We start from the raw sequence: 26,227 nt of genomic DNA, 5'->3' as shown, positions 1-26,227 counted from the left end.
AATGGGAAATCATTATTATACAAACCAACCAGATGTTGCCCACAATAGAAAACAATGGGAGTTTCCATTAAGAGGTAAGAATTTTAAATTTATTACAGATAGCAATGTTTTTTCAAAAGCGACAGTGGACTTTGGCTCACGCGTCTTAATCGATGCTTTTGACGATACTGAGTTACCAGATGGACCGATTTTAGATGTAGGCTGCGGTTATGGTCCAATGGGATTATCTTTAGCTCATGCTACAGGGCGTTTTGTTGAGATGGTTGACGTTAATGAACGAGCTGTAGAATTAACGAAGGAAAATGCTGCACTAAATGGCATCAGTCATATTAAAGCGTATCCGTCATATATTTATGAATCAGTTGAAACAACTAACTTTGCGGCTGTTGTAAGTAATCCACCTATTAGAGCTGGGAAAGAAGTTGTACATGAAATTATTTCAGGTTCTTATGATAAATTAGTTACAGGTGGCACTTTAACGATTGTTATTCAGAAAAAACAGGGAGCGCCAAGTGCTCAGAAAAAAATGGAAGAAATTTTTGGTAATGCAGAAATTGTGACGAAAGAAAAAGGTTATTTTATTATAGTAAGTGAGAAGTAACTCAAATGAGGTGCTTCTTTTTTATACAATATTGTTTTTAAATGATACCATTTTTGTAAAATCGTTATGTGAAAAAAGTCTTTTTCTTCAAGAAAAGGAAACGTTATCTTTCACAAAAAATATTATAATCATTGAGCCTAATAAGATTTTAAATACTTGTTCGAAAGATAACATCTTTTATGAAAACAGTTCAGTTAAGGGTGTTAATTGTAAAACTTTAATTACAATGAAAATTTTATCAAAAAACTAAATTGTGAAATATTAACATTTGTAAGCGCATAACTTTGATAAAAAAATTCGAGAGCCAAAAATTACTTATCTATAAGAAAAAAACGGTAACTTTTTTTAAACGGATACTATATAATAATTTATGCAGTTCCGTTTTAGTGTTTGTTACTTTTTTTATTTGTTTCCTTCTTGGATAAAAAGAAGATTTTCTGTTAATTTGTTTTTTATAAAATAAGTTTCTTTTATAAAAACTTGTTTAGTTGATATGGGGATATTTAAGGGGCAATGAAACAAGCAGATAATTTATTTTTATAAATAATCAGATTAAAAGAAATTCACGTAAGATTATTTGTTTAGTCAAATAATGGGTGATTGACAAGTTGAAAGTAATTAACGGGAACTTATAGTCCTGCTTCTTTTTAAGTAAGGTTAAAAAGATAGTGGCCACGTTAAATGTTTATTGAAGCGAGGGCAAGGATTAATGGGGAGAAAAGCCAGATGGGGATCTGGCTTTTTTTATTGTTGACAAATGATGCGTAAGGCGTTAAAATGATTAGTTGCAGAAGGTTTTATATTTTCAAATGAAAAGTGGTGTGAAATATTGTCCATACCCCTTTATTATAGGAAAACAAAGATAGAATGACCATATTTTATGCGTTCACCATCTATTTTTGGTTTTTTTTTACTTAAAAATGCTTTGTTACAAAATCTGTAATAAACATTTAATATTTGTAATATAAAGCGAATGTTGAAGCAAACTCAGAAGGGGTGACTTAATTTGGTTGGACACGTTGTCAAATACGGAAAACACCGAGAAAGACGCAGTTATTCAAAAATTAGTGAAGTTTTAGAACTGCCAAATTTAATTGAAATTCAAACAGATTCTTACAAATGGTTCTTAGATGAAGGTTTAAGAGAGATGTTTGAAGATATTATGCCAATTACAGATTTTAGTGACAAGTTATCATTAGAATTTGTAGATTATGAAATGAAAGAACCTAAGTACACAGTAGAAGAAGCTCGTGCACATGACGCTAACTACTCAGCACCAATCCATGTAACATTAAGATTAGACAACCAAGTAACTGGTGAAATCAAATCTCAAGAAGTATTCTTTGGTGATTTCCCATTAATGACTGAAATGGGTACATTTATCATTAACGGTGCGGAACGCGTTGTCGTTTCTCAGTTAGTTAGATCTCCTGGTGTTTACTTCAATGGTAAAACAGAGAAAAATGGTCAACAAGGATTTGGAACAACTGTTATCCCTAACCGTGGAGCATGGTTAGAGTTAGAAACAGATGCTAAAAACTTATCTTACGCTCGTATTGACCGTACGAGAAAAATTCCATTTACAGTAGTAGTTCGTGCTTTAGGATTTGGATCAGATTCTACTATTATGGAAATTTTCGGTGAGAGTGAAAGTTTACAAGCTACTATCGAAAAAGATATTCATAAAAACTCAGGAGATTCTCGTACAGAAGAAGCTCTTAAAGATGTTTATGAACGATTACGTCCAGGTGAGCCAAAAACTGCAGAAAGTTCAAGAAACTTATTAAATTCTCGTTTCTTCGATCCAAAGCGTTATGACTTAGCCGCTGTAGGTCGTTACAAATTAAACAAAAAATTAAACTTAAAAACACGTTTATTAAACCAAACATTAGCTGAAACTCTAGTGGATCCTGAAACAGGAGAAATCGTTGCTGAAAAAGGAACAGTTATTTCTCGCCAAGTAATGGATACATTAGAAGAACATTTAGATAATGGTATTAATAGCGTCACTTACTACCCAAGTGAAGACGGTGTTGTAACTGAACCAATGACAGTTCAAGTTATTAAAGTTTTATCTCCAAAAGACCCAGAGCGCGTTGTTAACGTAATCGGTAATGGAAACTTAGAAGATAAAGTGAAAACAGTTCGTCCAGCAGATATTATTTCAACAATGAGCTACTTCTTGAACTTACAAGAAGGAATTGGCGCAGTTGATGATATTGACCACTTAGGAAACCGTCGTATTCGTTCGGTTGGTGAGTTATTACAAAACCAATTCCGTATCGGTTTATCTCGTATGGAACGTGTGGTACGTGAAAGAATGTCTATCCAAGACACTGAAACGTTAACACCACAACAATTAATTAATATTCGTCCAGTTGTTGCCTCTATGAAAGAATTCTTTGGTTCTTCACAGTTGTCACAATTCATGGACCAAACAAACCCATTAAGTGAGTTAACTCATAAGCGTCGTCTATCTGCCTTAGGGCCTGGTGGTTTAACACGTGACCGTGCTGGATATGAAGTACGTGACGTTCACTACTCTCACTACGGTCGTATGTGTCCGATTGAAACGCCTGAGGGACCAAATATCGGGTTGATTAACAGTTTATCAAGTTATGCGAAAGTAAATAAATACGGCTTTATCGAAACACCTTATCGTCGTGTTGACCGTGCTAACGGAAAAGTAACTGAGCATATTGATTACTTAACAGCTGACGAGGAAGACCATTATATGGTTGCCCAAGCAAACTCTCCATTAAACGAAGATGGTTCATTTGCTGAGGAGTTAGTAATGGCTCGTATCCAAAGTGAAAACTTAGAAGTATCAATTGAAAAAGTTGACTATATGGACGTTTCTCCTAAACAAGTAGTTGCGGTAGCGACAGCGTGTATTCCTTTCTTGGAAAACGATGACTCTAACCGTGCGTTAATGGGAGCGAACATGCAACGTCAGGCTGTTCCATTAATCCAACCACGTTCTCCAATTGTTGGTACAGGTATGGAATATAAAGCCGCTCATGACTCGGGTGCTGCTCTATTATGTAAACATGATGGTGTTGTTGAATACGTTGATGCAAAAGAAATCCGTGTTCGTCGTAACAACGGCGCTTTAGATAAATATAATGTGATTAAATTCCACCGTTCAAATGCTGGTACAAGTTACAACCAACGTCCAATTGTAAAATTAGGCGAAATCGTTGAAGCTGGTGATACTTTAGCAGATGGTTCTTCTATGGAAGAAGGGGAAATGGCTTTAGGACAAAACGTTTTAGTAGCATTCATGACGTGGGAAGGTTATAACTACGAGGATGCGATTATCATGAGTCGTCGTCTAGTTAAAGATGATGTATACACTTCTATCCATATTGAAGAATATGAATCAGAAGCTCGTGATACAAAACTTGGACCTGAAGAAATTACTCGTGAATTACCAAACGTTGGTGACGACGCTCTTAAAGACTTAGACGAAATGGGTATTATCCGTATCGGTGCTGAAGTTAAAGATGGTGATTTATTAGTAGGTAAAGTAACACCTAAGGGAGTTACTGAATTATCAGCTGAAGAGCGTTTATTACACGCTATCTTTGGTGAAAAAGCTCGTGAAGTTCGTGATACTTCATTACGTGTACCACATGGTGGTGGCGGTATTGTTCATGATGTGAAAATCTTTACTCGTGAAGCAGGCGATGAGTTAGCACCTGGTGTTAACATGTTAGTCCGTGTTTATATCGTTCAAAAACGTAAAATCAACGAAGGTGACAAGATGGCCGGTCGTCATGGTAATAAAGGGGTAGTTTCTCGTATTATGCCAGAAGAAGATATGCCATTCTTACCTGATGGAACACCTGTTGATATCATGTTAAACCCTCTTGGGGTACCTTCTCGTATGAATATCGGGCAAGTACTTGAGTTACACTTAGGTATGGCTGCTCGTTCTCTAAACATTCATGTAGCGACTCCTGTATTTGATGGAGCTGACGAGGAAGATGTATGGGCAACTGTACAAGAAGCTAACTTAGCAAAAGACGCTAAAACAATCCTTTATGATGGACGTACTGGTGAACCATTTGATAACCGTATTTCTGTTGGGGTTATGTACATGCTGAAACTTGCTCACATGGTTGATGACAAACTTCATGCAAGATCAATTGGACCATACTCATTAGTAACGCAACAACCACTTGGAGGTAAAGCTCAATTTGGTGGACAACGTTTTGGTGAGATGGAGGTATGGGCACTTGAAGCATACGGTGCTGCTTACACATTACAAGAAATCTTAACTTACAAGTCAGATGACGTTGTAGGACGTGTGAAAACTTACGAATCTATCGTTAAAGGTGAACCTATCCAAAAACCAGGTGTACCAGAATCATTCCGAGTTCTTGTAAAAGAATTACAAGCTTTAGGTTTAGACATGCGCGTATTAGATGCGGATGATAACGAACTTGAGCTACGTGATATGGATGATGAAGATGATGATTTAATTACAGTAGATGCTTTAGCAAAATATGCTAAAGAGCAAGCTGAAAAAGAAAAAGCTGAAAAAGCGTTAAAAGATGGACAAGAAGGCAACAACTAGTCAAGAATTTGACGAATAGTTATTTCTGATAGATAAAGAAACGGAGGGACATCTTTTGATCGATGTAAATAAATTCGAAAGCATGCAAATCGGCCTAGCTTCTTCTGAAAAAATAAGAAGCTGGTCATATGGTGAAGTTAAAAAGCCTGAAACCATTAACTACCGTACATTAAAACCAGAACGTGATGGTCTTTTCTGTGAACGCATTTTCGGTCCTACTAAGGACTGGGAATGTGCTTGTGGAAAATATAAACGTATTCGTTATAAGGGAATCGTTTGTGACCGCTGTGGAGTTGAGGTAACTCGTTCGAAAGTTCGTCGTGAGCGTATGGCTCATATCGAACTTGCAGCACCTGTTACTCATATCTGGTACTTCAAAGGAATCCCTAGTCGTATGGGGCTTGTGTTAGACATGAGTCCTCGTGCTTTAGAGGAAATTATCTACTTTGCGTCTTACGTAGTAACAGACGCTGGAGATACTTCTTTAGAAGTGAAACAGTTATTAACAGAGCGTGAATATCGCGAAAAACGTCAACAATACGGTCAAGGTTTCCAAGCAGGTATGGGAGCAGAAGCTATCAAACGCTTGTTAGAAAACGTTGATTTAGAAAGAGAAGTTGTTGAATTAAAAGAAGAATTAAAAACTGCACAAGGACAAAAAAGAACTCGTGCAATCCGTCGTTTAGATATTTTAGAAGCTTTCAGAACTTCTGGTAACGAACCTAACTGGATGGTAATGGACGTTGTGCCAATTATTCCTCCAGATTTACGTCCAATGGTTCAATTAGAAGGTGGACGTTTTGCGACAAGTGATTTAAATGATTTATATCGTCGTGTGATTAACCGTAATAACCGTTTGAAACGATTATTAGATCTTAACGCACCTGGTATTATCGTTCAAAATGAGAAACGTATGTTACAAGAAGCTGTTGATGCATTGATTGATAATGGTCGTCGTGGCCGTCCAGTTACTGGACCAGGTAACCGTCCGCTTAAATCTTTATCTCACATGCTTAAAGGTAAGCAAGGGCGTTTCCGTCAAAACTTACTTGGAAAACGTGTTGACTATTCTGGTCGTTCGGTAATCGTTGTTGGGCCATTCTTAAAAATGTACCAATGTGGTTTACCAAAAGAAATGGCTATTGAATTATTCAAACCATTTGTGATGCATGAATTAGTTAAACGTGAAATCGCAAGTAACATCAAAAATGCAAAACGCCAAATTGAACGTCAAGAAGACGCAGTTTGGGATGTATTAGAAGATGTTATTCGTGAACATCCAGTTTTACTTAACCGAGCACCTACGCTACATAGACTTGGTATCCAAGCTTTCGAGCCTGTTTTAGTTGAAGGTCGCGCGATTCGTCTTCACCCATTAGTATGTGAGGCTTATAATGCCGATTTCGATGGGGACCAAATGGCGGTTCACGTTCCTTTAAGTGAGGAAGCTCAAGCAGAAGCTCGTTTACTGATGTTAGCTGCTCAAAATATCCTTAACCCTAAAGATGGTAAACCAGTTGTTACACCATCTCAAGATATGGTTCTTGGTAACTACTATTTAACAATGGAAGAGCCAGGACAAATCGGGGAAGGTATGATCTTTAGAAACTTAGATGAAGTTGTTTTAGCATGGAGAAATGGTTATGTACACTTACATACGCGTATTGGTTTACAAACTAGCTCAATGCCTGAAAAACCATTTACAGAATGGCAACGTGATCGCATTTTAATCACAACAGCTGGTAAAGTTATCTTTAACGAAATTATGCCACCTGAATTCCCATACTTAAATGAGCCAACTGATTATAACTTAACAGTTCAAACACCTGATAAATACTTCGTTGAAGCTGGTACAGATGTTCCTGCTCATATTGCTGAGCAAGATCAAATTGGACCATTCAAGAAGAAAAACTTAGGTAATATCATTGCAGAAGTCTTCAAACGCTTCAAGATTACTGAAACGTCTAAGATGTTAGATAGAATGAAAGACCTAGGTTACAAACATTCTACTTATGCAGGTATGACTGTAGGGATTGCCGATATCGTAGTTTTACATGAAAAACAAGGTATGATTGAAGAAGCCCACAAACAAGTAGACGCAGTTACTAAACAATTCCGTCGTGGTTTAATCACTGATGACGAGCGTTATGAGCGCGTTATTGGTATCTGGAATGCAACGAAAGATGCTATCCAAGTTAAACTGATGGAAAGTTTAGATGACCGTAACCCAATCTTCATGATGTCTGACTCTGGTGCCCGTGGTAACATTTCCAACTTTACTCAGCTTGCTGGTATGCGTGGACTTATGGCCGCACCTAATGGACGTATCATGGAGTTACCGATTGTATCGAACTTCCGTGAAGGATTAACAGTCTTAGAAATGTTTATCTCTACCCATGGTGCTCGTAAAGGTATGACGGATACGGCCCTTAAGACAGCCGATTCAGGTTACTTAACTCGTCGTTTAGTAGACGTTGCTCAAGATGTTATCATTCGTGAAACTGATTGTGGAACTGACCGCGGATTAGATATTAAAGCTATTCGTGAAGGTAATGAAATTATTGAAACTCTTGAAGAGCGTATGTTAGGTCGTTACACACGTAAATCAATCTTCCATCCAGAAACGGGTGCTAAGATTATGGGTGCTAATGAAATCATTACTGAAGATTTAGTGAAAGAAATTACTGACGCTGGAATCGAAGAAATTTCAATTCGCTCAGTATTTACATGTAATACAAAACACGGTGTATGTAAACACTGTTACGGACGTAACTTAGCAACAGGTTCTGAAGTAGAAGTTGGGGAAGCAGTTGGTACAATTGCCGCTCAATCTATCGGTGAGCCTGGTACACAGTTAACAATGCGTACCTTCCATACGGGTGGGGTTGCCGGTGATGATATCACTCAAGGTTTACCTCGTATCCAAGAGATTTTTGAAGCGCGTAATCCTAAAGGGGTTGCTGTTGTTTCTGAAGTTGCTGGTGAAGTTATTGAAATTTCTGAAGATGCATCTGATCGTACGAAAGAAGTTATTGTTAAAGGAACAACTGATACTAGAACGTACAGCGTCCCTTATACTTCTCGTATGAAAGTAGCTGAAGGAGATATCATCGAACGTGGTGCTCCATTAACAGAAGGTTCAATTGAGCCAAAACAATTATTAACAATTACTGATGTGTTAACTGTTGAGAACTACTTACTTAAAGAGGTACAAAAAGTGTACCGTATGCAAGGGGTAGAAATCGGAGATAAACATATTGAAGTAATGGTTCGTCAAATGTTACGTAAAGTACGTATCATGGATCCAGGTGATTCTGATATCTTACCAGGTACATTGATTGACATTAGTGAGTTCAAAGAGCGTAACTACAATACATTAGTAGCTGGTGGAACACCGGCAACAGGTCGTCCTGTGTTATTAGGTATTACAAAAGCCTCTCTTGAAACAAACAGTTTCTTATCTGCAGCGTCATTCCAGGAAACAACTCGTGTGTTAACGGATGCAGCGATTCGCGGTAAGAAAGACCACTTACTTGGACTTAAAGAAAATGTTATTATCGGTAAGATTATTCCTGCCGGTACTGGTATGCCAAAATACCGTAACATGGAGCCAAAAGAAGTGGGTGTTGCTAGCGAAAATGTTTACAGTATTAGTGACATTGAAGCACAAATGGCAGCAGCAGACGCATTAAAATCAAAAGATTAATATGTGATTGAAAAGGCTGATTCCTATATGGAATCAGCCTTTTTTATGCTTAAAAAACACATGACACGAAAATAAGTGAGACAGTTAAGAATGGTACAAAAGGAAGGCGATATATTTCTTTTTTTAAAAGTTTAGAGTTAATAAAAAAGAATATAATCCCTAAAAGAGAAGCAATTAAAATGAGGTAAAGTAGTTGTATGAAAGATAAGAAAATACTGTAGACCATTAGTAGTTTTACGTCACCGCCGCCAAATGAATTAGGTAAAAAGTAATCTAGAATGAAGAAAAAGAGAAATAGGAATAAAGGGGTTCCTAATGAAATGAAACTAAAAGAGTGATTTTGATAATAGCATAAAAAAGAAATAAAAGATAAGGGATATAAAATAATCGGTTCAACAGTTAAATAAATCATATCAGTTAAACTAAGTGCAAGACTCATTAACCATAATATGAGTAAGTAAAAGTAAGTTGTATGGTTAAAATAATAAATAAAAATAAGTGTTAGTAAGCCTATCAAACAAAGAAAAGAACTTATTAAAAAGAAAGAAGATTTTTGCTTAACATTTGGTAGTAATAAAGTTGCTAAAATGAACAAGTAGCTAAAAGTAAAAGAGAAATGGACAATCATAAAATAACCTCCTTTTAAATAAAATTAGAAAAAGGGAGGTTTTTCTTTTTAAAATCATTCTTTTTTCATTCTTTTGTGATATATTGTATATGAATTTTAAAGAACGAGGTAAAACAATGAAGAAGAAAAAAGCCATACTAGTAAGTGCTATTTTATTTTTATTTATTCTAAGTAGTTGTGGAAAAAAAGGATTAGAAGCTGAAAAAGTGGGACCGTTATTTGTGGACCATTTTATCTATCAAAAAGACAGTAAAGATTTTAAAGAAAACTTTGTAGAAGGTGACTTCTTAAGTAAGCAGTTAACTCTAATGACAGCCACATTTGAAGATACATTTTCAGACGTGTTTGATTCTGTTGTAACGAATTTAACGGAAGAAGAAAAACAGAAATTATCAGAAGATTTAATGAAACAAGTTCGTACTAAAAGTGAATATCGTACAACAGTTAAAGAAATAGACAAAAAAACAATCGAGGTTACCTATCAAATCAAAGGATTCGATTATTCAGATTTAGTAGAAAAAACATTAGAAAGTGTTTTTAAAGAGTTGATGAAAGAAACCAATTACTCTGAAAATGAAGCCAAACAAGGTTTATTAGCAGCTTTTGAAGAAGCCTTAGAGAACAGCCATTCTGTTCAAGAAGAAGTTGAAGTGAGTTTATTATTTACGAAAAACAAAAAACAATGGGAGCTTGCAGAAAATCAAGATGATAAGCTAGAAAATATTTTACTAGCTTTTATCTCAGGTGCTCATGACAAGGAATCTTATACGAATGAAATGAATGAGATGTTAGAGAGAGCTATCAAAAAAGCATCAGAGTAAAAAAATAAAAATAATCCGCTTGACACCGCTTTCTTTAGGTGATAATATAAATTTACATAAAACACGCGGAGTGTAACTGATACGATCAGGCACCACCAAGTCTTTAGTAGTGATTAACTGCTTTAGTTTGGTGTTTTTTTGTTTTTAAATAGGGAGTGATAGTGTGTATTCGACAGTGAAATCGCTAAATAATAATTTAGTCCTAGCTCATGATGATAAGTTAGAGGAATATGTTTTATTCGGAAAAGGAATAGGTTTTAAAAAGAAACCAGGGGATCCGATTGATGAGATTCTAATAACTAAAACATTTCAAACGAAAGAACATCAAGATATATCGGCTATTATGGCAGGTATTAGTCCTGATGTTTTATCAACTACTGAGATAATTGTTGATGCTGGGGAAACGTATTTAGAGAAGAAATTAAATGCTAGTTTATTAATTTCATTAGCCGATCATATCCAAAGTGCGATAAATCGTCAAAAAGAAGGAATGGAATTTGGTGTGAGCTCTTTGCAATGGGAAATTCCTTTTCTTTATGTGAAAGAAGCAAAAGTAGGTAAAAAGGCATTGACTATTATAGCCGAAAAATTAGATGTTGAATTACCTGAAATGGAAGCAGCCTTTATTGCCCTTCATTTTGTTAACGCTCAAGACGGTTTAGAGTCAATGGATGAGACGATGTTAATCACTGAGATTACCAAAAGTATTGTAAAAACAATTCAATCTCTATTTGATGTATCCTTGAATAAGGAAAGTATGAATTATTCTCGATTTGTGACTCATATTCGTTATTTTATGAATCGACAAATTCATAATGAAGAGATGAAAGCTAGTGGCAGCGATAATTTGTATAAGATTATTCAAGAGCAATACCCAAAAAGTTATGCATGTGGTCTTATGATTCGTGAAATGTTAAAAAGAGAGTATAATCTATCAGTTAGTGATGATGAAATGATTTATTTGATTATTCATATTGAACGAGTGGTTTCAGAAATTAAATAAAATTAGGTGTGTAACAATTTTGGCATTAACCTAAACAAATTTTCATGAGCTTATTTTGAGCTGTTGAAAAGTTTGTTTAGGTTTTTTCTTTACTCAAAAATATTAGGGAGTGAAATAAAATGAATCATCGTGAGTTAGCAGAAACTATTATTGAAAAAATAGGTGGAACTGGAAATATTAATCAAAGTTGGCATTGTATTACGAGATTACGCTTCAATGTAAAAGATAAAGACAAAGTAAAATTAGATGAAATCAAATCTTTAGAAGGTGTTATGGGAGCGCAATTTCAAAGCGGACAATTTCAAATTATTATTGGTAGTGCTGTTGGTAAAGTTTACCAAGAAATTAGTGATTTAACAGAAGGTCATCTGAATAGTGATACTTCTAATGAAGGGGCCAAAGTAAAAGGATTAGATTATATTTTTGATGTAATATCTGGTATTTTTACACCGATTTTAGCAGCGATTACAGGTAGTGGATTGTTAAAAGGAATTATGGCGATTTTAGTATTCTTTAATGTCTTATCAGCTGATAGTTCAACGTATATTGTTTTAAATGCTATTGCAGATGCAACATTCCATTTCTTACCATTCTTAGTGGCCTTTTCTGCAGCTAACAAATTTAGAACTAATCCATCCATTGCTGTGGCTTTAGCTGGGGTACTCATGTATCCAACCTTTATGGCCAATGCAGCAGCTGGGGAAATTACAAGCTTGAAATTTATTGGTATCTCAATTCCAATGAATAGCTACGCGTCATCTGTGATTCCGATTATTTTAGCAGTCTTCTTACTTAGTTATGTTGAAAAATATGCTAAAAAAATTGTTCCAGAAGCCTTGACGATAATATTTGTCCCACTAATTAGTTTATTAGTAACGGCACCAATTATGTTAGCTTTTATCGCACCACTTGGAAACTTGTTAGGTGTTTACTTAGAACAGTTCTTTACTATGTTGTTTAATGTAGCAGGTCCTTTTGCAGGAGCTTTAATGGGTGGTTTAATGCCATTAATTGTTATTACAGGTATGCATTATGCTTTTTTCCCGGGAACTTTTGCGAGTTTAGAAAAATTTGGTTACGACATTATGTTATTACCATTAAACTTAGTTGCTAACCTTTCTCAAGCAGGAGCGACATTAGCGGTATTCTTTAAAACAAAAGATCAAAAAATGAAACAAGTGGCTTTCTCAGCTGTTATTCCAGCAGTGTTTGGAATTACAGAACCTGCAATTTATGGTGTCACTATGAAACTTAAAAAACCATTTTACGCTAGTATGATTGGTGGTGCTGTGGGAGGAGCCATTTTTGGAACCTTTGCAGTTAAGTCATTTAGTTTTGCTGTTCCAGGAATTTTAGCGATTCCAACTTATATTGAAAAAGGAACTAATAACTTTATGTTTGCCATGATTGGTATTCTATCTAGTTTTGTTGTTGCTTTTGTTGTGACGTTTTTATTGAAATTTGATATAGGTGAGCAAGAAGCGTCAGTAGTAAGCGAACCAACTAAAAAAATTGTTGAAAAAGAAGAACCGAGTAAAATCATGTCACCTTTAACAGGAGTAGTTAAAAGATTAGTTGACTGTCCAGATGATACCTTTGCTTCTGAAATTGTAGGAAAAGGAATTGGTGTCGTACCAACTGGTAACCAAGTAGTAGCTCCATTTAAAGGTAAAATTACTATGACAACCCCAACTAATCATGCTATTGGTATTGTTTCTGAAAGTGGTGTAGAAGTCTTAGTCCATATTGGAATTGATACCGTTAGTTTAAATGGCGAAGGGTTTGAGCGTTTAGTTAATGAGGGAGATGTAGTTGAAGCTGGCATCCCCTTACTGACTTTTGATAAAAAGTTAATAGAAAATAAAGGTTTTAGTCTATTTTCACCAGTCGTGATTACCAATACACCTAATTTTTTAGATGTTGTTGTAGCTGTGAAAGAAGAGACACAAATTGAAGAGCTTCAAGAAGAAATATTAATTGTTGTTAGCTAAATAAATATATATAGATTAACTATTACATAGGAGGAATTATCAATGAGAGAATTACAAACAGGATTTCCAAAAGGATTTTTATGGGGAGGGGCAACAGCTGCCAACCAAATCGAGGGAGCTTACAATGAGGGTGGCAAAGGGATGTCAACTTCAGATTACGCAGCATACAAAGATCCTTATGCAACAGGAAAAGTAGACAACTTTACATTTAATGTTACATCAAAAGAATTAGCAGAATACAAAGAAAATGAAGCTAATTACCTATTTCCAAAACGTTGGGGTATTGATTTTTATCATCGCTACGCAGAAGATATTGCTTTGTTTGCAGAAATGGGATTTAAAACATTCCGTTTATCAATTTCTTGGGCCCGTATTTTCCCAACAGGTTTAGAAAGTGAACCAAATGAAGAAGGATTAGCGTTTTACGATAAAGTATTTGATGAGTGTGCTAAGTATGGTATCGAACCGTTAGTAACCATGTCTCATTACGAAATGCCAATTGCTTTAACAGAAAAATACAACGGTTGGGCAAGTCGTGAATTGATTCCATTATTTGATAAATATGCTCGCGTTTTATTTAACCGTTATAAATCAAAAGTTAAATACTGGATTACGTTTAATGAGATGAACATGAACTTAAATAGCTTATACACAGGAGCTGGTATTTTAGAAGATTTAATTGATCCAGAGAAAAAATTAGAAGTGACTTACCAAGCAAGTCACCATCAATTTTTAGCAAGTGCCTTAGCTGTAAAAGCAGCAAAAGAAATTATGCCAGAAGCACAAGTAGGTTGTATGATTAACCAAATTGAATCCTACGCATTAACAACAAAACCAGAAGATCAATTACAGGCTTTAAAATCAAATCAATTAAATATGTTTTACCCAGATGTTCAAGCTCGTGGTGAGTACCCAACTTATATGGCGCGCTACTTTGCAGATAATGACATCAACATTGTTATGGAAGAAGGGGACGCTGAAATTCTTAAAGAAGGTAAAGTTGATTATGTAGCCATCAGTTATTACATGTCACACGTTACAGAAGCGCGTGAAGATGCTTCAAAATTAGCAGGTTCATTTGATAGTCCGATTAAAAATGAGCACTTAGAGTTATCACAATGGGACTGGCCAATTGACCCAATTGGTTTACGTATCTCATTGATGAAATTATACGACCGTTATGAGCTACCGTTATTTGTTTGTGAGAATGGTTTAGGGGCAAAAGATGAGTTAACAGAGGATGGACAAGTTCATGACGAATACCGTATTGATTACATCAGAAAACATGTAGAACAAATGAAAGAAGCTATTAAAGATGGTGTTGATTTAATGGGATACACAACTTGGGGCTGTATTGATTTAATTAGTTGTGGAACGTCTCAAATGTCTAAACGTTATGGTTTTATCTATGTGGATCAAGATGATAAAGGAAACGGTCCTTTAACTCGTTACAGAAAAGATTCATTTAATTGGTACAAAGAAGTTATTGCTTCAAATGGTGAAGTTATTTAATTCATTAAAGGCTAAGGAGAAATCTCTTAGCCTTTATTTTTTAATTACGTTATAATAAACTAGAGTATTTTGTAAGAGAAGGAGTAAGTAGATGAAGAGAATAGCTTTTTTTGATGTAGATGGCACCCTTTGTAATAGTAGTGGAGAAGTTTTGGATTCAACTAGACAAGGGATAAAAGAGTTTCGAGATGAAGGTAATTTAGCCTTTATTTGTACTGGTCGTTCTAAGCCTGAAATTTTAGATAGTATTTTGAGTGTCGGTTTTGATGGGGTTATTGGAGCTGGTGGAGGCTATATTGTTATTGATAACGAAGTAGTTAGTCATAAAACAATGCCTGAAGAAGGTGTTCTTGATGTGATATCTTTCTTCAATCAACATGATATAGGTTATTATTTGGAATCAAATGATGGCTTATTTGGTAGTGAAAACTGTGTAAGAAAAATCGAAGAAGAAGTTCGTAAAGTTACTGATAAAGAAGGAAAATCTTTTGAAGAAGAAAATCAAAAAGTCGCATGGTTTTATGAATTGATTGCTCATCAAGAGGGAAGAGTGATTGATTATAGTCATGTTAATAAAATATCTTTTATTAATAACACGGTTTCTTTTGAAGAAATAGATAAAAAATTTGGTAATGAATTTCAAATGTATCATTCCACAGTAGCTATGTTTGGCCCAGAAAGTGGTGAAATTTCTGTTAAAGGGATTGATAAGCAAGTAGCCATTGAGTTTGTCTTAGAGAAATTATCTTTAACTAAAGATCAGGCAATAGCTTTTGGTGATGGTGATAATGATATTCCTATGTTTAATGCTGTGGGTTATAAAATTGCTATGGCTAATGGAACAGATAAATTAAAAGCACTAGCAAATGAAGTGACTCTTGATGCTGACACGAATGCAATCGAAACAAGTTTAAGTAAAAAGAACTGGTTAAAATAAAAAACTGAGCTCTCTTATTAAGAGGGCTCAGTTTTTTTGTTATCTCGTTTACTAATTAAAATGTAGTAACCAATGTAAGTTAAGGTACTACCAATAAATAAGAATAGTCCAATCATAAAACCTGGTGGTAAAAATGATAGAGTCACTTGATGCTCACCACTAGGGACTTTAAAAGTTAAAAAGGCGTCTTTAAAAGGCTTAGTGGCTACTTTCTTGCCATCGACTTTAACCGTCCATCCTTTATCATAAGGAATGGTTGTCATCATTACTTTGTCTTCTGGTGTTGAAACAGTGGCACTTGCTTTACGCTTATCAACTTTAAAATCCACCCCTTGTTCTTGAATGTTTTTCATGGCTGTTTGATATTTAGCGGTATCCATTAAGACAACAGGTGGATCAATTAATTCCACTTCTTTTGTGCCATATAATTCTAAGGTAAATCTCAAAGTTGTATCTTTTTCAAAGTATCCTAAATTATAATATTGGCCAGTGATATTAATTTGGCTCTTATAGCTAGTTCCTTGAGAAAGAACAGTAGCAGTTGAACTCTCTAATTGACCAAAGTTTGTTGGAAAAAGACTTAAGTAAGCTTGGTTTCCAGCAGGTACAAAAATATCATAAGTAATAGACTTAGCAATATTTGGTTTTTCTTCTTTATAAAGAACGTGATTATCAGCTTTTTTGATGATTTGAGTATTATTTGTTTCAGCAACAGTTGGTTTCTTAAAGGTAAAGTAGTCTTCTTCTAACTGTGCCAAATGATTGATTAACATTTTCTGAGTGCCTAAGTTATTTTGTTTAGGGAACTTCAATTTGTATAATTCATCATCTGTTAACATCCCTAAAGGCATAGCATACTCATTACTATAAAGCTGATATTTACCAGCTTTTGAAGTGGAAGAGAAACCATATTTATTAACAATTTGATCGCTTATATTGTGTTTAATGCCAAGTAAACTATCCATAAATAAAGTATTATTTTGATAGCGAACATTTAAACTAGTTCCTCTAGAACGAAATCCTATGTCATTTAAAAAGCCAGAAGCATGTCTGTTTCGAATCGATGAAAACATACTGATACCACTATAACCATAATTAAAACTATCATTTGAAGAGATAGGTGCTAAAGACTCTAAACGATAAAACTCATCTTTATTTTGTTTATCAGCTTCATCTACTAATTTTTTATAGTTAGGATAAGGTTCTGAATAAAGACTTCTTGAAGCGTAATTCCAATCATCTAAAATACCATTAACCATATAAGAAGTATTTAAAAACGCTTCTCCAGAAACCATTAATAGTAGAAGAATGGATAGTCGTTTAGCAGATATCTTTTTGAATTGGAAAAAGATAATAGCCGTTAGATAGAGTAAAATAAATAAAATAGTAATTAATACATGTACTGGTGTAACGAAGTCATAACTTGTTTTTGGTGATGTGAATTTAGCAATGACAAACAGAATCGGTAAAACAAGAGCGATACTAACAAAATAACCTTTGTCTTGTTTAGTAAAGACTTCCATTCCGTAACCAGCAAGCATGACAACTAAAAATGAAAAGAGAAAACTAAATCTGAATAAAAACATATTAGGTGCATGGAAACCATGCCAAAATAGATTTAATGGCTCAATGTAAAAACTAGCAATTAATAACACAAAAAGACTACCGTAAGCCATTTTTTGATTTAGTTTTATTTTATTTGAAACAAAATAAAAGAGACAAAATAGAAGTGGTAAGATACCAACATAAATAAAAGGAATCGAACCATATTTAGTGGTGTCAAAAACACCAATCATATTTTTAATGACAATATCCCAGAAAGCTGTGGCTTCTGTTTTGAATTTTGACATCTCTGTTAAGGTTTCACCGTTTGTTGATAGATCTAAAACAGCTGGTAAAATCATAATCATTGAGCTTAATCCAGCTAAGATAGAAGTAATAAAGTAAGGTGAGACACGGTGTTTATATTGCTTTGGTTGACTTAGTACTCTAACTAAAAAGTAAGCGAAAGTGAAGACACCAATCATAAAACCAAAATAGAAATTCGATATAAAGAGTAAAAAGTAACTAACAAATAATAGCTTAGATTTACCTTTTTCTAAGACACGGTTAATCCCCAGAACAACTAATGGCAAATAAACAAAAATGTCTAGCCACATAATGAGTTCAGAATGAGCTGTCACAAAGGACATCAAGGAATATGAAATACTTAAACCCACAACTGACCAAGGTGAGATGCGGTAAGTTTCTTTTCCGTAATACCAAAAAGCTAAACCGGCGCAACCAATTTTTATTAATGTTAATAAATAAAGGGCATCTGGAATGTTTTGGTTGTCAAAAAAGAACACAATCGGGGTGAAAATTCCGCCCAAATAATAAGAAATAAGAGACCAGTAGTTTAAACCTAACGAGGCATTCCACGTATAAAAGATACTTTGCTCTCCGTGTAGGACATTGTTGAAACTAGCATGAAAATTTGAAAATTGAGAAAAGGCATCACTAGCCAAAACACTTCGACTACTTCCCCAATAGATACCTATACTTAAATAGGCCAAAAACATAATAAGAAAAGGTATTAAAAATGCCGCAAATCCGTATTTTCCTTCTCTTTTAAAATAGTCTTTAAAACGAGTTAAATTCAATTATTAAACCTCCAATAAATCATAAGTACATTTCCTTATTTATTCTAACATAAAAAAAATAAGATAAATCTAAAATAGTGAATGGTCATTTAAAAAATACAATTGTCATTCTACTGTAAATAAATAAGACTAACTTTTTAAGGCTAGTCTTATTGGTTTAGTGTACTAATCTCTAATTTGTCCACTACCGTAAATAATATATTTAGTTGAAGTCAATTCGTTTAATCCCATAGGCCCTCTAGCATGAAGTTTTTGGGTGCTAATACCGATTTCGCCACCAAATCCAAAGACGCTACCATCAGTAAATCGAGAAGAAGCATTCACATAAACGGCTGCTGCATCAATTTGTTGCAGAAAATGCTGAGCCGTTGTGTAGTTTTCTGTCACAATAACTTCGGAGTGTCTGGTGCTAAAGGTGTCGATATGCTCAATTGCTTCGCTAAAATCTGAGACTGTTTTAACCGCTAGAATATAATCATTAAATTCAGTAGCGAAATCTTCTTCAGTTGCTAGAACGGCTGTTGAAAGCAGCTCTTTAGCTTGCTGATCAGCACGTAATTCAACTTTATAAGGAGCTAACGCTTCTTCCATTAGAGGTAAAAATTCAGTCATGATATCTTGGTGAAGGATAACTGTTTCTGTGGCATTACAAACTGAAGGTCGTTGACATTTTCCGTTAATAACAATGTTTAGTGCCATCTTTAAATCAGCATCCTTGTCCACGTAAATATGACAATTGCCAGTCCCTGTTTCAATTACTGGTACTGTAGCTGTGTTAACAACTGTTTTAATTAAGTTAGCGCCACCACGAGGAATAAGCACATCAAGATAGCCGTTTAATTGCATAAATTCTTTTGCTGTTTCTCTAGAGGTATCTTCAATTAATTGAATGCTTTCTTTTGGGAATCCAGCTGTGGTTAAAGCTTGTTGCATAGAGTCGACAAGAGCTTTATTTGAATGAAAGGCTTCTTTACCACCTCTTAAAATAACCGCATTTCCAGCTTTAAAACAAAGAGATGCTGCATCTGTCGTAACATTAGGACGCGCTTCATAAATCATACCAATCACACCTAGGGGCACACGTTGTTTTCCAATTAACAGGTTGTCTTCATTTTTCCACATTTTATCCACAAGTCCAATAGGATCATCTAACTGAATCATGGTCTGAATGTCTTGACACATATTGTCTAGTCTTTCAGAGGTAAGAAGTAAACGATCAATCATGGCTTCAGGTAAGTTATTTTTTTTTGCTTGAATAATATCATTTTTATTGGCAGCTAAAAGGATAGCTTTATCTTGTTGTAATTGTTTTACTATGCTAGTTAAAGCATTATTTTTTTCTTTGGTACTAGCTATAGCTAAAAATCGAGCTGCTTTTTTAGCTTGCTGACCAAGAGTTATTAATAGGTTAGTCATTTTTATGTTCCTCCTGTTGATAAGTGTCACTCGCAAATAAAGTACCAATCGACTGTCCTGCTAAAATATCAAAGATGATTTTAGGGTCTTTACCATTGGCTAAAATCATTTGACTGTCTCTTTTAAAAACACGTTTAGCGGCTTTTAATTTACTAGACATCCCACCAGTTCCGAAACGACTACCTTCACCACCTGCTGCAGCTTCTAAGTCAGAGGTGATTTCAGAAATACGATGATACAATTTGGCTTTCGGATTTGTTGTTGGATTATCAGAATAAAAACCATCAATGTCAGAAAGCATAATAAGTAAATCAGCATCTGATAAATGAGCAACAATTGCTGATAACTGGTCGTTATCTCCAAATTTTGTTAAGTGGTCTAATTCATCCACAGCGACACTATCATTTTCATTAATAATCGGAATAACTTTCATTTCTAATAGTTCTTGTATGGTGTTAATAACATTTCTACGACTTTCAGGATAATCTACTACGTCTCTTGTTAAGAGAACTTGTGCAGATGTTTGGTCGTAATACTGGAAACGTTGATTATAAATTTTAATTAATTCAGATTGTCCAATGGCAGCAACAGCCTGTTGTCGTGAAATGGTAGTGGGTCGTTTATCCAGTCCTAATTGATGAAGACCAGCTCCAATAGCTCCAGAAGAGACTAAAATCACTTCATAACCTTCATTATTAAGTGTAGTTAGTGTAAAAGCCATTTGATCGATTGCTCTTAAGTTGATTTTGCCATTAGGTAAAATCAAAGAACTAGTACCTACTTTTACAACGATTCGTTTGACTGCTTTAATTGATGTTCGACACATATTACCATTCCTTCATGTTCATTTTTAAGTAGATAAGTAAAAATTTAACCTCATAATTTCTTGTTAAACTTAACAAATATATTTCTTAATCTATTACTGATTCTAACCCATTTAAACCTTTGATACCACAAATAAAAGAAACTTGTTGACTTTTATAAAAAAGAGAATATAATCAGTATGTTTCTTATAAAAAATATTATATAAAAAGGGTAGTAAAAGTTTGAAAGAGAGGGAAAAGAAGTGAGTCAGAAATTGACTAAACAAAATATTGATACCTTCAAAATTGGAGGAGCCTTAGTGGCAATGGGAGTTGTCTATGGAGACATAGGAACTAGTCCATTATATGTAATGAAAGCTATCATTGAAGGTAATGGAGGACTCTCGGAGGTATCAACAGACTTTATATTAGGTTCAGTCTCATTAATATTTTGGACGTTAACCTTATTAACAACTGTGAAGTATGTCATGATTGCTTTAAAAGCTGATAATCATGGCGAGGGAGGTATTTTTTCTTTATATACCTTGGTCAAAAAATCAGGGAAATATTTATTATTCCCAGCTATGATAGGTGGGGCTGCTCTTTTAGCTGATGGGGTTTTAACTCCTGCGGTTACCGTGACAACTGCCATCGAAGGGCTCCGAGGGATTCCTGCTTTTTATGATGCTTTTGGCAATGACCAAAATATTATTGTGATTATTACCATGATTATTATATTTGGTTTGTTTATGATTCAGCGATTAGGAACTCAAAAAGTAGGAACAGCTTTTGGGCCTATCATGTTTGCTTGGTTTACATTTTTAGCGGTTATGGGAATCATTAATTTTTCAAATGATTGGTCAGTTATTCGTGCCTTAAATCCCTATTATGCGTTTCATGTGTTAACCTCAGATGAAAATGCTATGGGAATCTTTATTTTAGGAAGTGTCTTCTTAGCTACAACAGGAGCAGAGGCCCTTTATTCAGATTTAGGTCATGCAGGACGAAAAAATATCCGCGTGAGTTGGCCGTACATCAAAGTTTGTCTAACATTGAATTATTTTGGTCAAGCAGCATGGATTATAAGTGTTAAAGATAATCCAGTTTACCAAGACATTGAATTATTAAACCCATTCTTTAGAATGATGCCAAGTTCAATGACTGTAATTGGTGTGTTATTTGCCACAATGGCAGCGATTATCGCCTCTCAGTCTCTTATTTCAGGTTCTTATACATTAGTATCTGAAGCAATTAAATTACGTCTATTACCAAGACTAAAAATTATTTATCCAACTGATCAAAAAGGGCAACTTTATATTCCAGCCGTTAATACGTTATTAATGTTTGGTTGTTTAGCAGTTGTTTTATTCTTTAGAACTTCTGCTCGTATGGAGTCAGCTTATGGTTTAGCGATTACGATTACTATGTTAATGACAACCTTCTTGATTCTATTTTATTTATTGCAAGAGGGTGTACCAAAAATATTCGCCTACGGAATTTTTACATTCTTTGCTTTAATTGAGAGTGTCTTCTTTATTTCAAGTGCAACTAAGTTTTTACATGGTGGTTATGTAGCAGTCCTTATGGCGCTCGTTATTTTTGGTATCATGATGATTTGGCATCGCGGTAATGTCATTCAAGAAAGAGAGTATGATAGAGTTTCGTTATGTGATTACATGGATCAGTTACAAGAGTTACGTCAAGATCCAAGTTTACCTCAATATCAAACGAATATTGTCTTTTTAACATCAAAAATAAAAGGTCATCAAATTGGAAAAGAGATTATTTATTCCATTTTAGACAAACGACCTAAAAAAGCGAAAGTGTACTGGTTTGTTAACGTCTTTGTAACGGATGAACCTTATACGAAAGAGTACTATGTGGATATGATGGGTACTGATTATATTGTTAACGTCCAATTGCGTTTAGGTTTTAGAATGAACCAAGAAGTGAATGTTTATCTAAGACAAATCGTTAATGACTTGATGGAAAATGGTCAGTTACCAAAACAACCTCAAAAATACTCTATTATGAAAGGTAGAGAAGTTGGTGACTTTGCTTTTGTACTGATTCGAGAAGAATTAACAAGAGTAACATCATTAAGTACGATTGATACTATGGTGATGCAAATTAAATTAGCGATCAAAAAAATCGCTTTTGATCCAGCTAGATGGTTTGGATTAGAATACAGTGATGTGATTGTAGAACACGTACCTCTTATTATTGGTGAGAAAAAATTAGGAGATCCGTTAACACAAATTCAAGTAGATGATTTTGACGAAGAAGATGACTAATAAAAAAAGGAGATAAAACATTAAAGTTTTATCTCCTTTTTCTTGTTATTTTAGGTATAATTAGAAGGATAGAAAATAATATGAAAAAGGGAAGCGTAGTGAATGAAAATTAGAGGATTTGAAAAAGTATCGACATTTGAAGGGATTAATTTACCAAAACGAGCGACAACACATGCAGCAGGTTATGATTTTGAAGCAGCTGAGGATATTATCATTCCATCAATTTATAAATCAGGTATTGGCGTAGCTCTAAAAGCTGCATTAAATAAAGAAGAAGCTTTATTAGATGAAAAGATGTTAAAACAAGTTAAACCAACACTTGTTCCAACAGGTATCAAAGCTTATATGGGAGAAGATGAATTTTTACAATTATGTAATCGTTCAAGTAATCCTTTAAAGAACTTTTTATTATTAGGAAATGGTGTTGGCGTTATTGATAGTGATTATTATGATAATGCAGATAACGAAGGACACATCATGTTCCAATTTATTAATTTTGGCTTAAAAGATTTAACGATTAAAAAAGGTGAACGAATTGGCCAAGGTATCTTCTTACCATTTTTAAAAGCTGATGGTGACGAAACAGTGATGGATAGAACAGGTGGCTTTGGTTCTTCAGGAAAATAAGATAAAGTTCGGTAAAAAATCATTGTTTTCTTAAATGAATAACATAATAGTATGATAAACTGTTTATATACTTGTGAACAAACTAAACAATAGGTGAGGGATAGAGATGGCAAAGAAAAAGAAAAATGAATTTGTTTGTCAGGAATGTGGGTATATCTCACCTAAATATTTAGGGAGATGTCCCAATTGTGGCAATTGGAACACATTAGTTGAAGAAATCATACAAGAAAAACCAACACGTCACAGTCGTGTTAGCTTAACAGGTGAAAGTACTAAACCAGAAAAATTACACAATATTGTTTTCAATAAAGAAAAAAGAGTACAGACTGAATTAGAAGAGCTTAACCGTGTACTAGGTGGCGGTGTGGTACCTGGCTCAATGGTATTAATTGGTGGCGACCCTGGTATTGGGAAATCTACCTTGTTACTCCAAGTGTCTCAACAATTAAGTAAAATTGATGACAATGTTTTGTACGTGTCTGGTGAAGAGAGTGCTCAACAAATTAAAATGCGAGCAGAACGACTGGATGAAGCCAACAATAATTTTTACGTCTATGGTGAAACGGATATGAGTTTAATCAAACAGACCATTGAGCAACTTAGACCTAATTATGTGGTGATTGATTCGATTCAAACCATGGTTCATCCAGAGATTACAAGTGCAGCAGGAAGTGTTAGTCAAGTCAGAGAAACAACGGCTGAGTTAATGCAAATTGCTAAAACCAATCAAATTACGATTTTTATTGTGGGACATGTGACCAAGGAAGGTTCTTTAGCTGGACCAAGAATGCTTGAGCATATGGTAGATACCGTTCTTTATTTTGAAGGCGAGAGACATCATACTTTTAGAATTTTAAGAGCAGTAAAAAACAGGTTTGGTTCAACAAATGAAATTGGTATTTTTGAGATGAGACAAGAAGGATTAGTGGAAGTGACCAATCCTTCAGAAGCTTTCTTAGAAGAACGATTAGCTGATGCAACTGGTTCAGCTATTGTGTGTTCAATGGAAGGAACAAGACCCATTTTAGCAGAGGTACAAGCTTTAATTACACCATCTGTTTTTGGCAACGCAAACCGAACAGCAGCCGGACTTGATCGCCACCGAGTATCATTAATTATGGCTGTTTTAGAAAAAAGAGCTGGCTTACTATTACAAAACCAAGATGCTTATCTAAAAGCTGCTGGTGGAGTGAAATTAGATGAGCCTGCTATAGACTTAGCAATTGCAGTTAGTATTGCTTCAAGTTATAAAGATCAAGGAACGTCTCCTCATGAATGTTTTATCGGTGAAATTGGGTTGACTGGCGAAGTGCGTCGAGTTAATCGAATTGATCAACGTGTCCAGGAAGCTAAGAAACTTGGATTTAAAAAGATTTATGTACCTAAAAATAATTTACAAGGTTGGAAAGCTCCAACTGGAATTGAAATTATTGGTGTATCAACTGTATCAGAAACATTAAGAAAAGTGTTCCAATAGAAGGGAGGAAATGTGTGTGCAAAAAAAGATATTTTATGTTGTGATGGGCTTAATTGGCTTTAGTTTAGGAGCTACATTAGTACCTATCATTTGGACTGTATTTAATTTAGATCAGAATCAGTGGTTGAATAATGATATAACAAACGGATTGATTGGTGCCATTATTTTTATTATTATTTCTGTATTTACGTTTCGTTATGTCAGAAGTGCTATTAAAAAGGTTGAAAAATTTATTGGTGAGCAAAGCTTACAAGATATTGTTTTTGGAAGTATCGGGGTAATTGTAGGGCTATTATTAGGAGCTCTTGTATCGATTCCTTTGTATTCTTTAAAAATCGCTCTTTTAAATATATTACTACCTGCTTTAATCATGCTAACGTTAGGTTACTTTGGTTTTAAAGTGGGGACAACAAAAACAGAAGAGTGGAAAAAATTATTTTCTCCAAAGCCTAAAAAAGGTGTAGAGGAAATTATCGATAAAAAAACAACAACTAATTATCATGAATATAAGATATTAGATACAAGTGTGATTATTGATGGTCGAATTTATGATGTGGCTAAAACAGGATTCATTGAAGGAACGTTATTAATTCCGAATTTTGTATTGTATGAATTACAATACATTGCTGATTCTGGAGATAGTTTAAAACGAGTTCGTGGTCGTAGAGGATTAGACATTTTAAACGCTCTTCAAAAAGAACCTAATATTTCAGTAGAGATGTATGAAGGTGATTTTGAAGATATTCAAGAAGTTGATAGTAAATTAATTAAATTAGCTAAATTGTTAGATGGTATCGTAGTAACAAATGACTATAATCTAAATAAAGTGAGCGAGTTTCAAAATGTTCCAGTCTTTAATATTAATGCCTTAGCAAACGCCATTAAACCAGTTGTCATACCTGGTGAAACAATGGATGTCTTAGTAATGAAAGATGGAACAGAAAGACAACAAGGTGTGGCTTATTTAGATGATGGAACGATGGTAGTTGTAGAAGACGGTAAGCACTTTATGAATCAACGAATTAACGTGATTGTAACGAGTGCCCTTCAAACAGCAGCAGGTAGAATGATATTTGCTAAACCATCACATTCTCAAACAACTATTAACAATTAAAAATAAAAGGATTTTACTGTTCTGTTACCTTTACTAATCTACGGATTGCATGTAAAATCTAGAGTAACAGGAT

16 protein-coding genes are annotated in these 26,227 nt (G+C 34.5%); 12 read left to right on the top strand and 4 right to left on the bottom strand.

The window, feature by feature from the left end; genetic code table 11:
- Nucleotide 1: 1 nt before the first annotated feature.
- The 3 genes from ACODH8_RS05940 to rpoC all read left to right on the top strand — a co-directional run bounded on the left by ACODH8_RS05940 (nucleotide 2) and on the right by rpoC (nucleotide 8,889).
- Nucleotides 2-601, top strand: a complete 600-nt coding sequence (locus ACODH8_RS05940) for a class I SAM-dependent methyltransferase (RefSeq protein ID WP_332466369.1) — start codon at nucleotides 2-4, stop codon at nucleotides 599-601.
- Between the two features lie 1,006 nt (nucleotides 602-1,607).
- Entirely contained in the window at nucleotides 1,608-5,183 is a 3,576-nt protein-coding gene (gene rpoB / locus ACODH8_RS05935; RefSeq protein ID WP_332466368.1) for a DNA-directed RNA polymerase subunit beta, read from the top strand.
- A 55-nt stretch (nucleotides 5,184-5,238) separates the two neighbouring features.
- A complete protein-coding gene (rpoC, locus tag ACODH8_RS05930; RefSeq protein ID WP_332466367.1) occupies nucleotides 5,239-8,889 on the top strand; it encodes a DNA-directed RNA polymerase subunit beta' in 3,651 nt (1,216 codons plus the stop codon).
- 49 nt (nucleotides 8,890-8,938) lie between these two features.
- Here the strand turns inward: rpoC and ACODH8_RS05925 are convergent, their stop codons facing one another.
- Nucleotides 8,939-9,517: a prepilin peptidase gene (locus tag ACODH8_RS05925; RefSeq protein WP_332466366.1), complete on the bottom strand. Its 579-nt coding sequence runs from the start codon at nucleotides 9,515-9,517 to the stop codon at nucleotides 8,939-8,941.
- 116 nt (nucleotides 9,518-9,633) lie between these two features.
- On the opposite strand from ACODH8_RS05925, the gene ACODH8_RS05920 reads away from it, so the two are divergent.
- The 5 genes from ACODH8_RS05920 (at nucleotide 9,634) to ACODH8_RS05900 (ending at nucleotide 15,781) form a co-directional block, all read left to right on the top strand.
- Nucleotides 9,634-10,338, top strand: coding sequence for a DUF5105 domain-containing protein (locus ACODH8_RS05920; protein WP_332466365.1), 705 nt, complete (start codon nucleotides 9,634-9,636; stop codon nucleotides 10,336-10,338).
- Nucleotides 10,339-10,501: 163 nt separating this feature from the next.
- Entirely contained in the window at nucleotides 10,502-11,341 is an 840-nt protein-coding gene (locus tag ACODH8_RS05915; RefSeq protein WP_332466364.1) for a PRD domain-containing protein, read from the top strand.
- Between the two features lie 119 nt (nucleotides 11,342-11,460).
- The gene (locus ACODH8_RS05910) at nucleotides 11,461-13,332 is read left to right on the top strand and encodes a beta-glucoside-specific PTS transporter subunit IIABC (protein WP_332466363.1); all 1,872 of its coding nucleotides are present in this window, start codon (nucleotides 11,461-11,463) and stop codon (nucleotides 13,330-13,332) included.
- A 42-nt stretch (nucleotides 13,333-13,374) separates the two neighbouring features.
- The gene (locus tag ACODH8_RS05905) at nucleotides 13,375-14,844 is read left to right on the top strand and encodes a glycoside hydrolase family 1 protein (RefSeq protein ID WP_332466362.1); all 1,470 of its coding nucleotides are present in this window, start codon (nucleotides 13,375-13,377) and stop codon (nucleotides 14,842-14,844) included.
- A 91-nt stretch (nucleotides 14,845-14,935) separates the two neighbouring features.
- The gene (locus ACODH8_RS05900) at nucleotides 14,936-15,781 is read left to right on the top strand and encodes a Cof-type HAD-IIB family hydrolase (protein ID WP_332466361.1); all 846 of its coding nucleotides are present in this window, start codon (nucleotides 14,936-14,938) and stop codon (nucleotides 15,779-15,781) included.
- Nucleotides 15,782-15,798: 17 nt separating this feature from the next.
- Here the strand turns inward: ACODH8_RS05900 and ACODH8_RS05895 are convergent, their stop codons facing one another.
- From ACODH8_RS05895 to proB, 3 genes are all read right to left on the bottom strand, one after another.
- On the bottom strand, nucleotides 15,799-18,423 hold the full coding sequence (locus tag ACODH8_RS05895; protein ID WP_332466360.1) for a YfhO family protein: 2,625 nt from the start codon (nucleotides 18,421-18,423) through the stop codon (nucleotides 15,799-15,801).
- Between the two features lie 165 nt (nucleotides 18,424-18,588).
- Nucleotides 18,589-19,839: a glutamate-5-semialdehyde dehydrogenase gene (locus ACODH8_RS05890; RefSeq protein ID WP_332466359.1), complete on the bottom strand. Its 1,251-nt coding sequence runs from the start codon at nucleotides 19,837-19,839 to the stop codon at nucleotides 18,589-18,591.
- A complete protein-coding gene (proB, locus tag ACODH8_RS05885; protein ID WP_332466358.1) occupies nucleotides 19,832-20,665 on the bottom strand; it encodes a glutamate 5-kinase in 834 nt (277 codons plus the stop codon). The genes ACODH8_RS05890 and proB overlap by 8 nt, the downstream gene beginning before the upstream one ends.
- 303 nt (nucleotides 20,666-20,968) lie before the next feature.
- Between proB and ACODH8_RS05880 the strand changes: the two genes are divergently transcribed.
- The 4 genes from ACODH8_RS05880 to ACODH8_RS05865 all read left to right on the top strand — a co-directional run bounded on the left by ACODH8_RS05880 (nucleotide 20,969) and on the right by ACODH8_RS05865 (nucleotide 26,154).
- Nucleotides 20,969-22,936: a KUP/HAK/KT family potassium transporter gene (locus ACODH8_RS05880; RefSeq protein ID WP_332467084.1), complete on the top strand. Its 1,968-nt coding sequence runs from the start codon at nucleotides 20,969-20,971 to the stop codon at nucleotides 22,934-22,936.
- A 102-nt stretch (nucleotides 22,937-23,038) separates the two neighbouring features.
- Nucleotides 23,039-23,563 carry a dUTP diphosphatase gene (locus tag ACODH8_RS05875; RefSeq protein ID WP_332467081.1) on the top strand — a complete coding sequence of 175 codons (525 nt, stop codon included), beginning with the start codon at nucleotides 23,039-23,041 and terminating at the stop codon, nucleotides 23,561-23,563.
- A 106-nt stretch (nucleotides 23,564-23,669) separates the two neighbouring features.
- Nucleotides 23,670-25,040 carry a DNA repair protein RadA gene (gene radA / locus ACODH8_RS05870; protein ID WP_332467080.1) on the top strand — a complete coding sequence of 457 codons (1,371 nt, stop codon included), beginning with the start codon at nucleotides 23,670-23,672 and terminating at the stop codon, nucleotides 25,038-25,040.
- Nucleotides 25,041-25,056: 16 nt separating this feature from the next.
- On the top strand, nucleotides 25,057-26,154 hold the full coding sequence (locus ACODH8_RS05865) for a PIN/TRAM domain-containing protein (protein ID WP_332467079.1): 1,098 nt from the start codon (nucleotides 25,057-25,059) through the stop codon (nucleotides 26,152-26,154).
- Nucleotides 26,155-26,227 lie beyond the last annotated feature (73 nt).

It is taken from the genome of Vagococcus fluvialis (genome assembly GCF_048815235.1).
Lineage (GTDB): Bacteria > Bacillota > Bacilli > Lactobacillales > Vagococcaceae > Vagococcus.
The sequence above is the reverse complement of the archived record's forward strand: the minus strand, read 5'-3'. Positions and strand labels throughout refer to the sequence as shown.

Bases quoted from the DNA above. Each gene is read 5' to 3' on its own strand.
- ACODH8_RS05900 (WP_332466361.1), top strand. From the start codon at position 14,936: ATGAAGAGAATAGCTTTTTTTGATGTAGATGGCACCCTTTGTAATAGT.
- ACODH8_RS05910 (WP_332466363.1), top strand. From the start codon at position 11,461: ATGAATCATCGTGAGTTAGCAGAAACTATTATTGAAAAAATAGGTGGA.
- ACODH8_RS05890 (WP_332466359.1), bottom strand. From the start codon at position 19,839: ATGACTAACCTATTAATAACTCTTGGTCAGCAAGCTAAAAAAGCAGCT.
- ACODH8_RS05920 (WP_332466365.1), top strand. From the start codon at position 9,634: ATGAAGAAGAAAAAAGCCATACTAGTAAGTGCTATTTTATTTTTATTT.
- ACODH8_RS05880 (WP_332467084.1), top strand. From the start codon at position 20,969: ATGGGAGTTGTCTATGGAGACATAGGAACTAGTCCATTATATGTAATG.
- radA (WP_332467080.1), top strand. From the start codon at position 23,670: ATGGCAAAGAAAAAGAAAAATGAATTTGTTTGTCAGGAATGTGGGTAT.
- proB (WP_332466358.1), bottom strand. From the start codon at position 20,665: ATGTGTCGAACATCAATTAAAGCAGTCAAACGAATCGTTGTAAAAGTA.
- ACODH8_RS05875 (WP_332467081.1), top strand. From the start codon at position 23,039: ATGAAAATTAGAGGATTTGAAAAAGTATCGACATTTGAAGGGATTAAT.
- ACODH8_RS05940 (WP_332466369.1), top strand. From the start codon at position 2: ATGGGAAATCATTATTATACAAACCAACCAGATGTTGCCCACAATAGA.
- ACODH8_RS05905 (WP_332466362.1), top strand. From the start codon at position 13,375: ATGAGAGAATTACAAACAGGATTTCCAAAAGGATTTTTATGGGGAGGG.
- ACODH8_RS05925 (WP_332466366.1), bottom strand. From the start codon at position 9,517: ATGATTGTCCATTTCTCTTTTACTTTTAGCTACTTGTTCATTTTAGCA.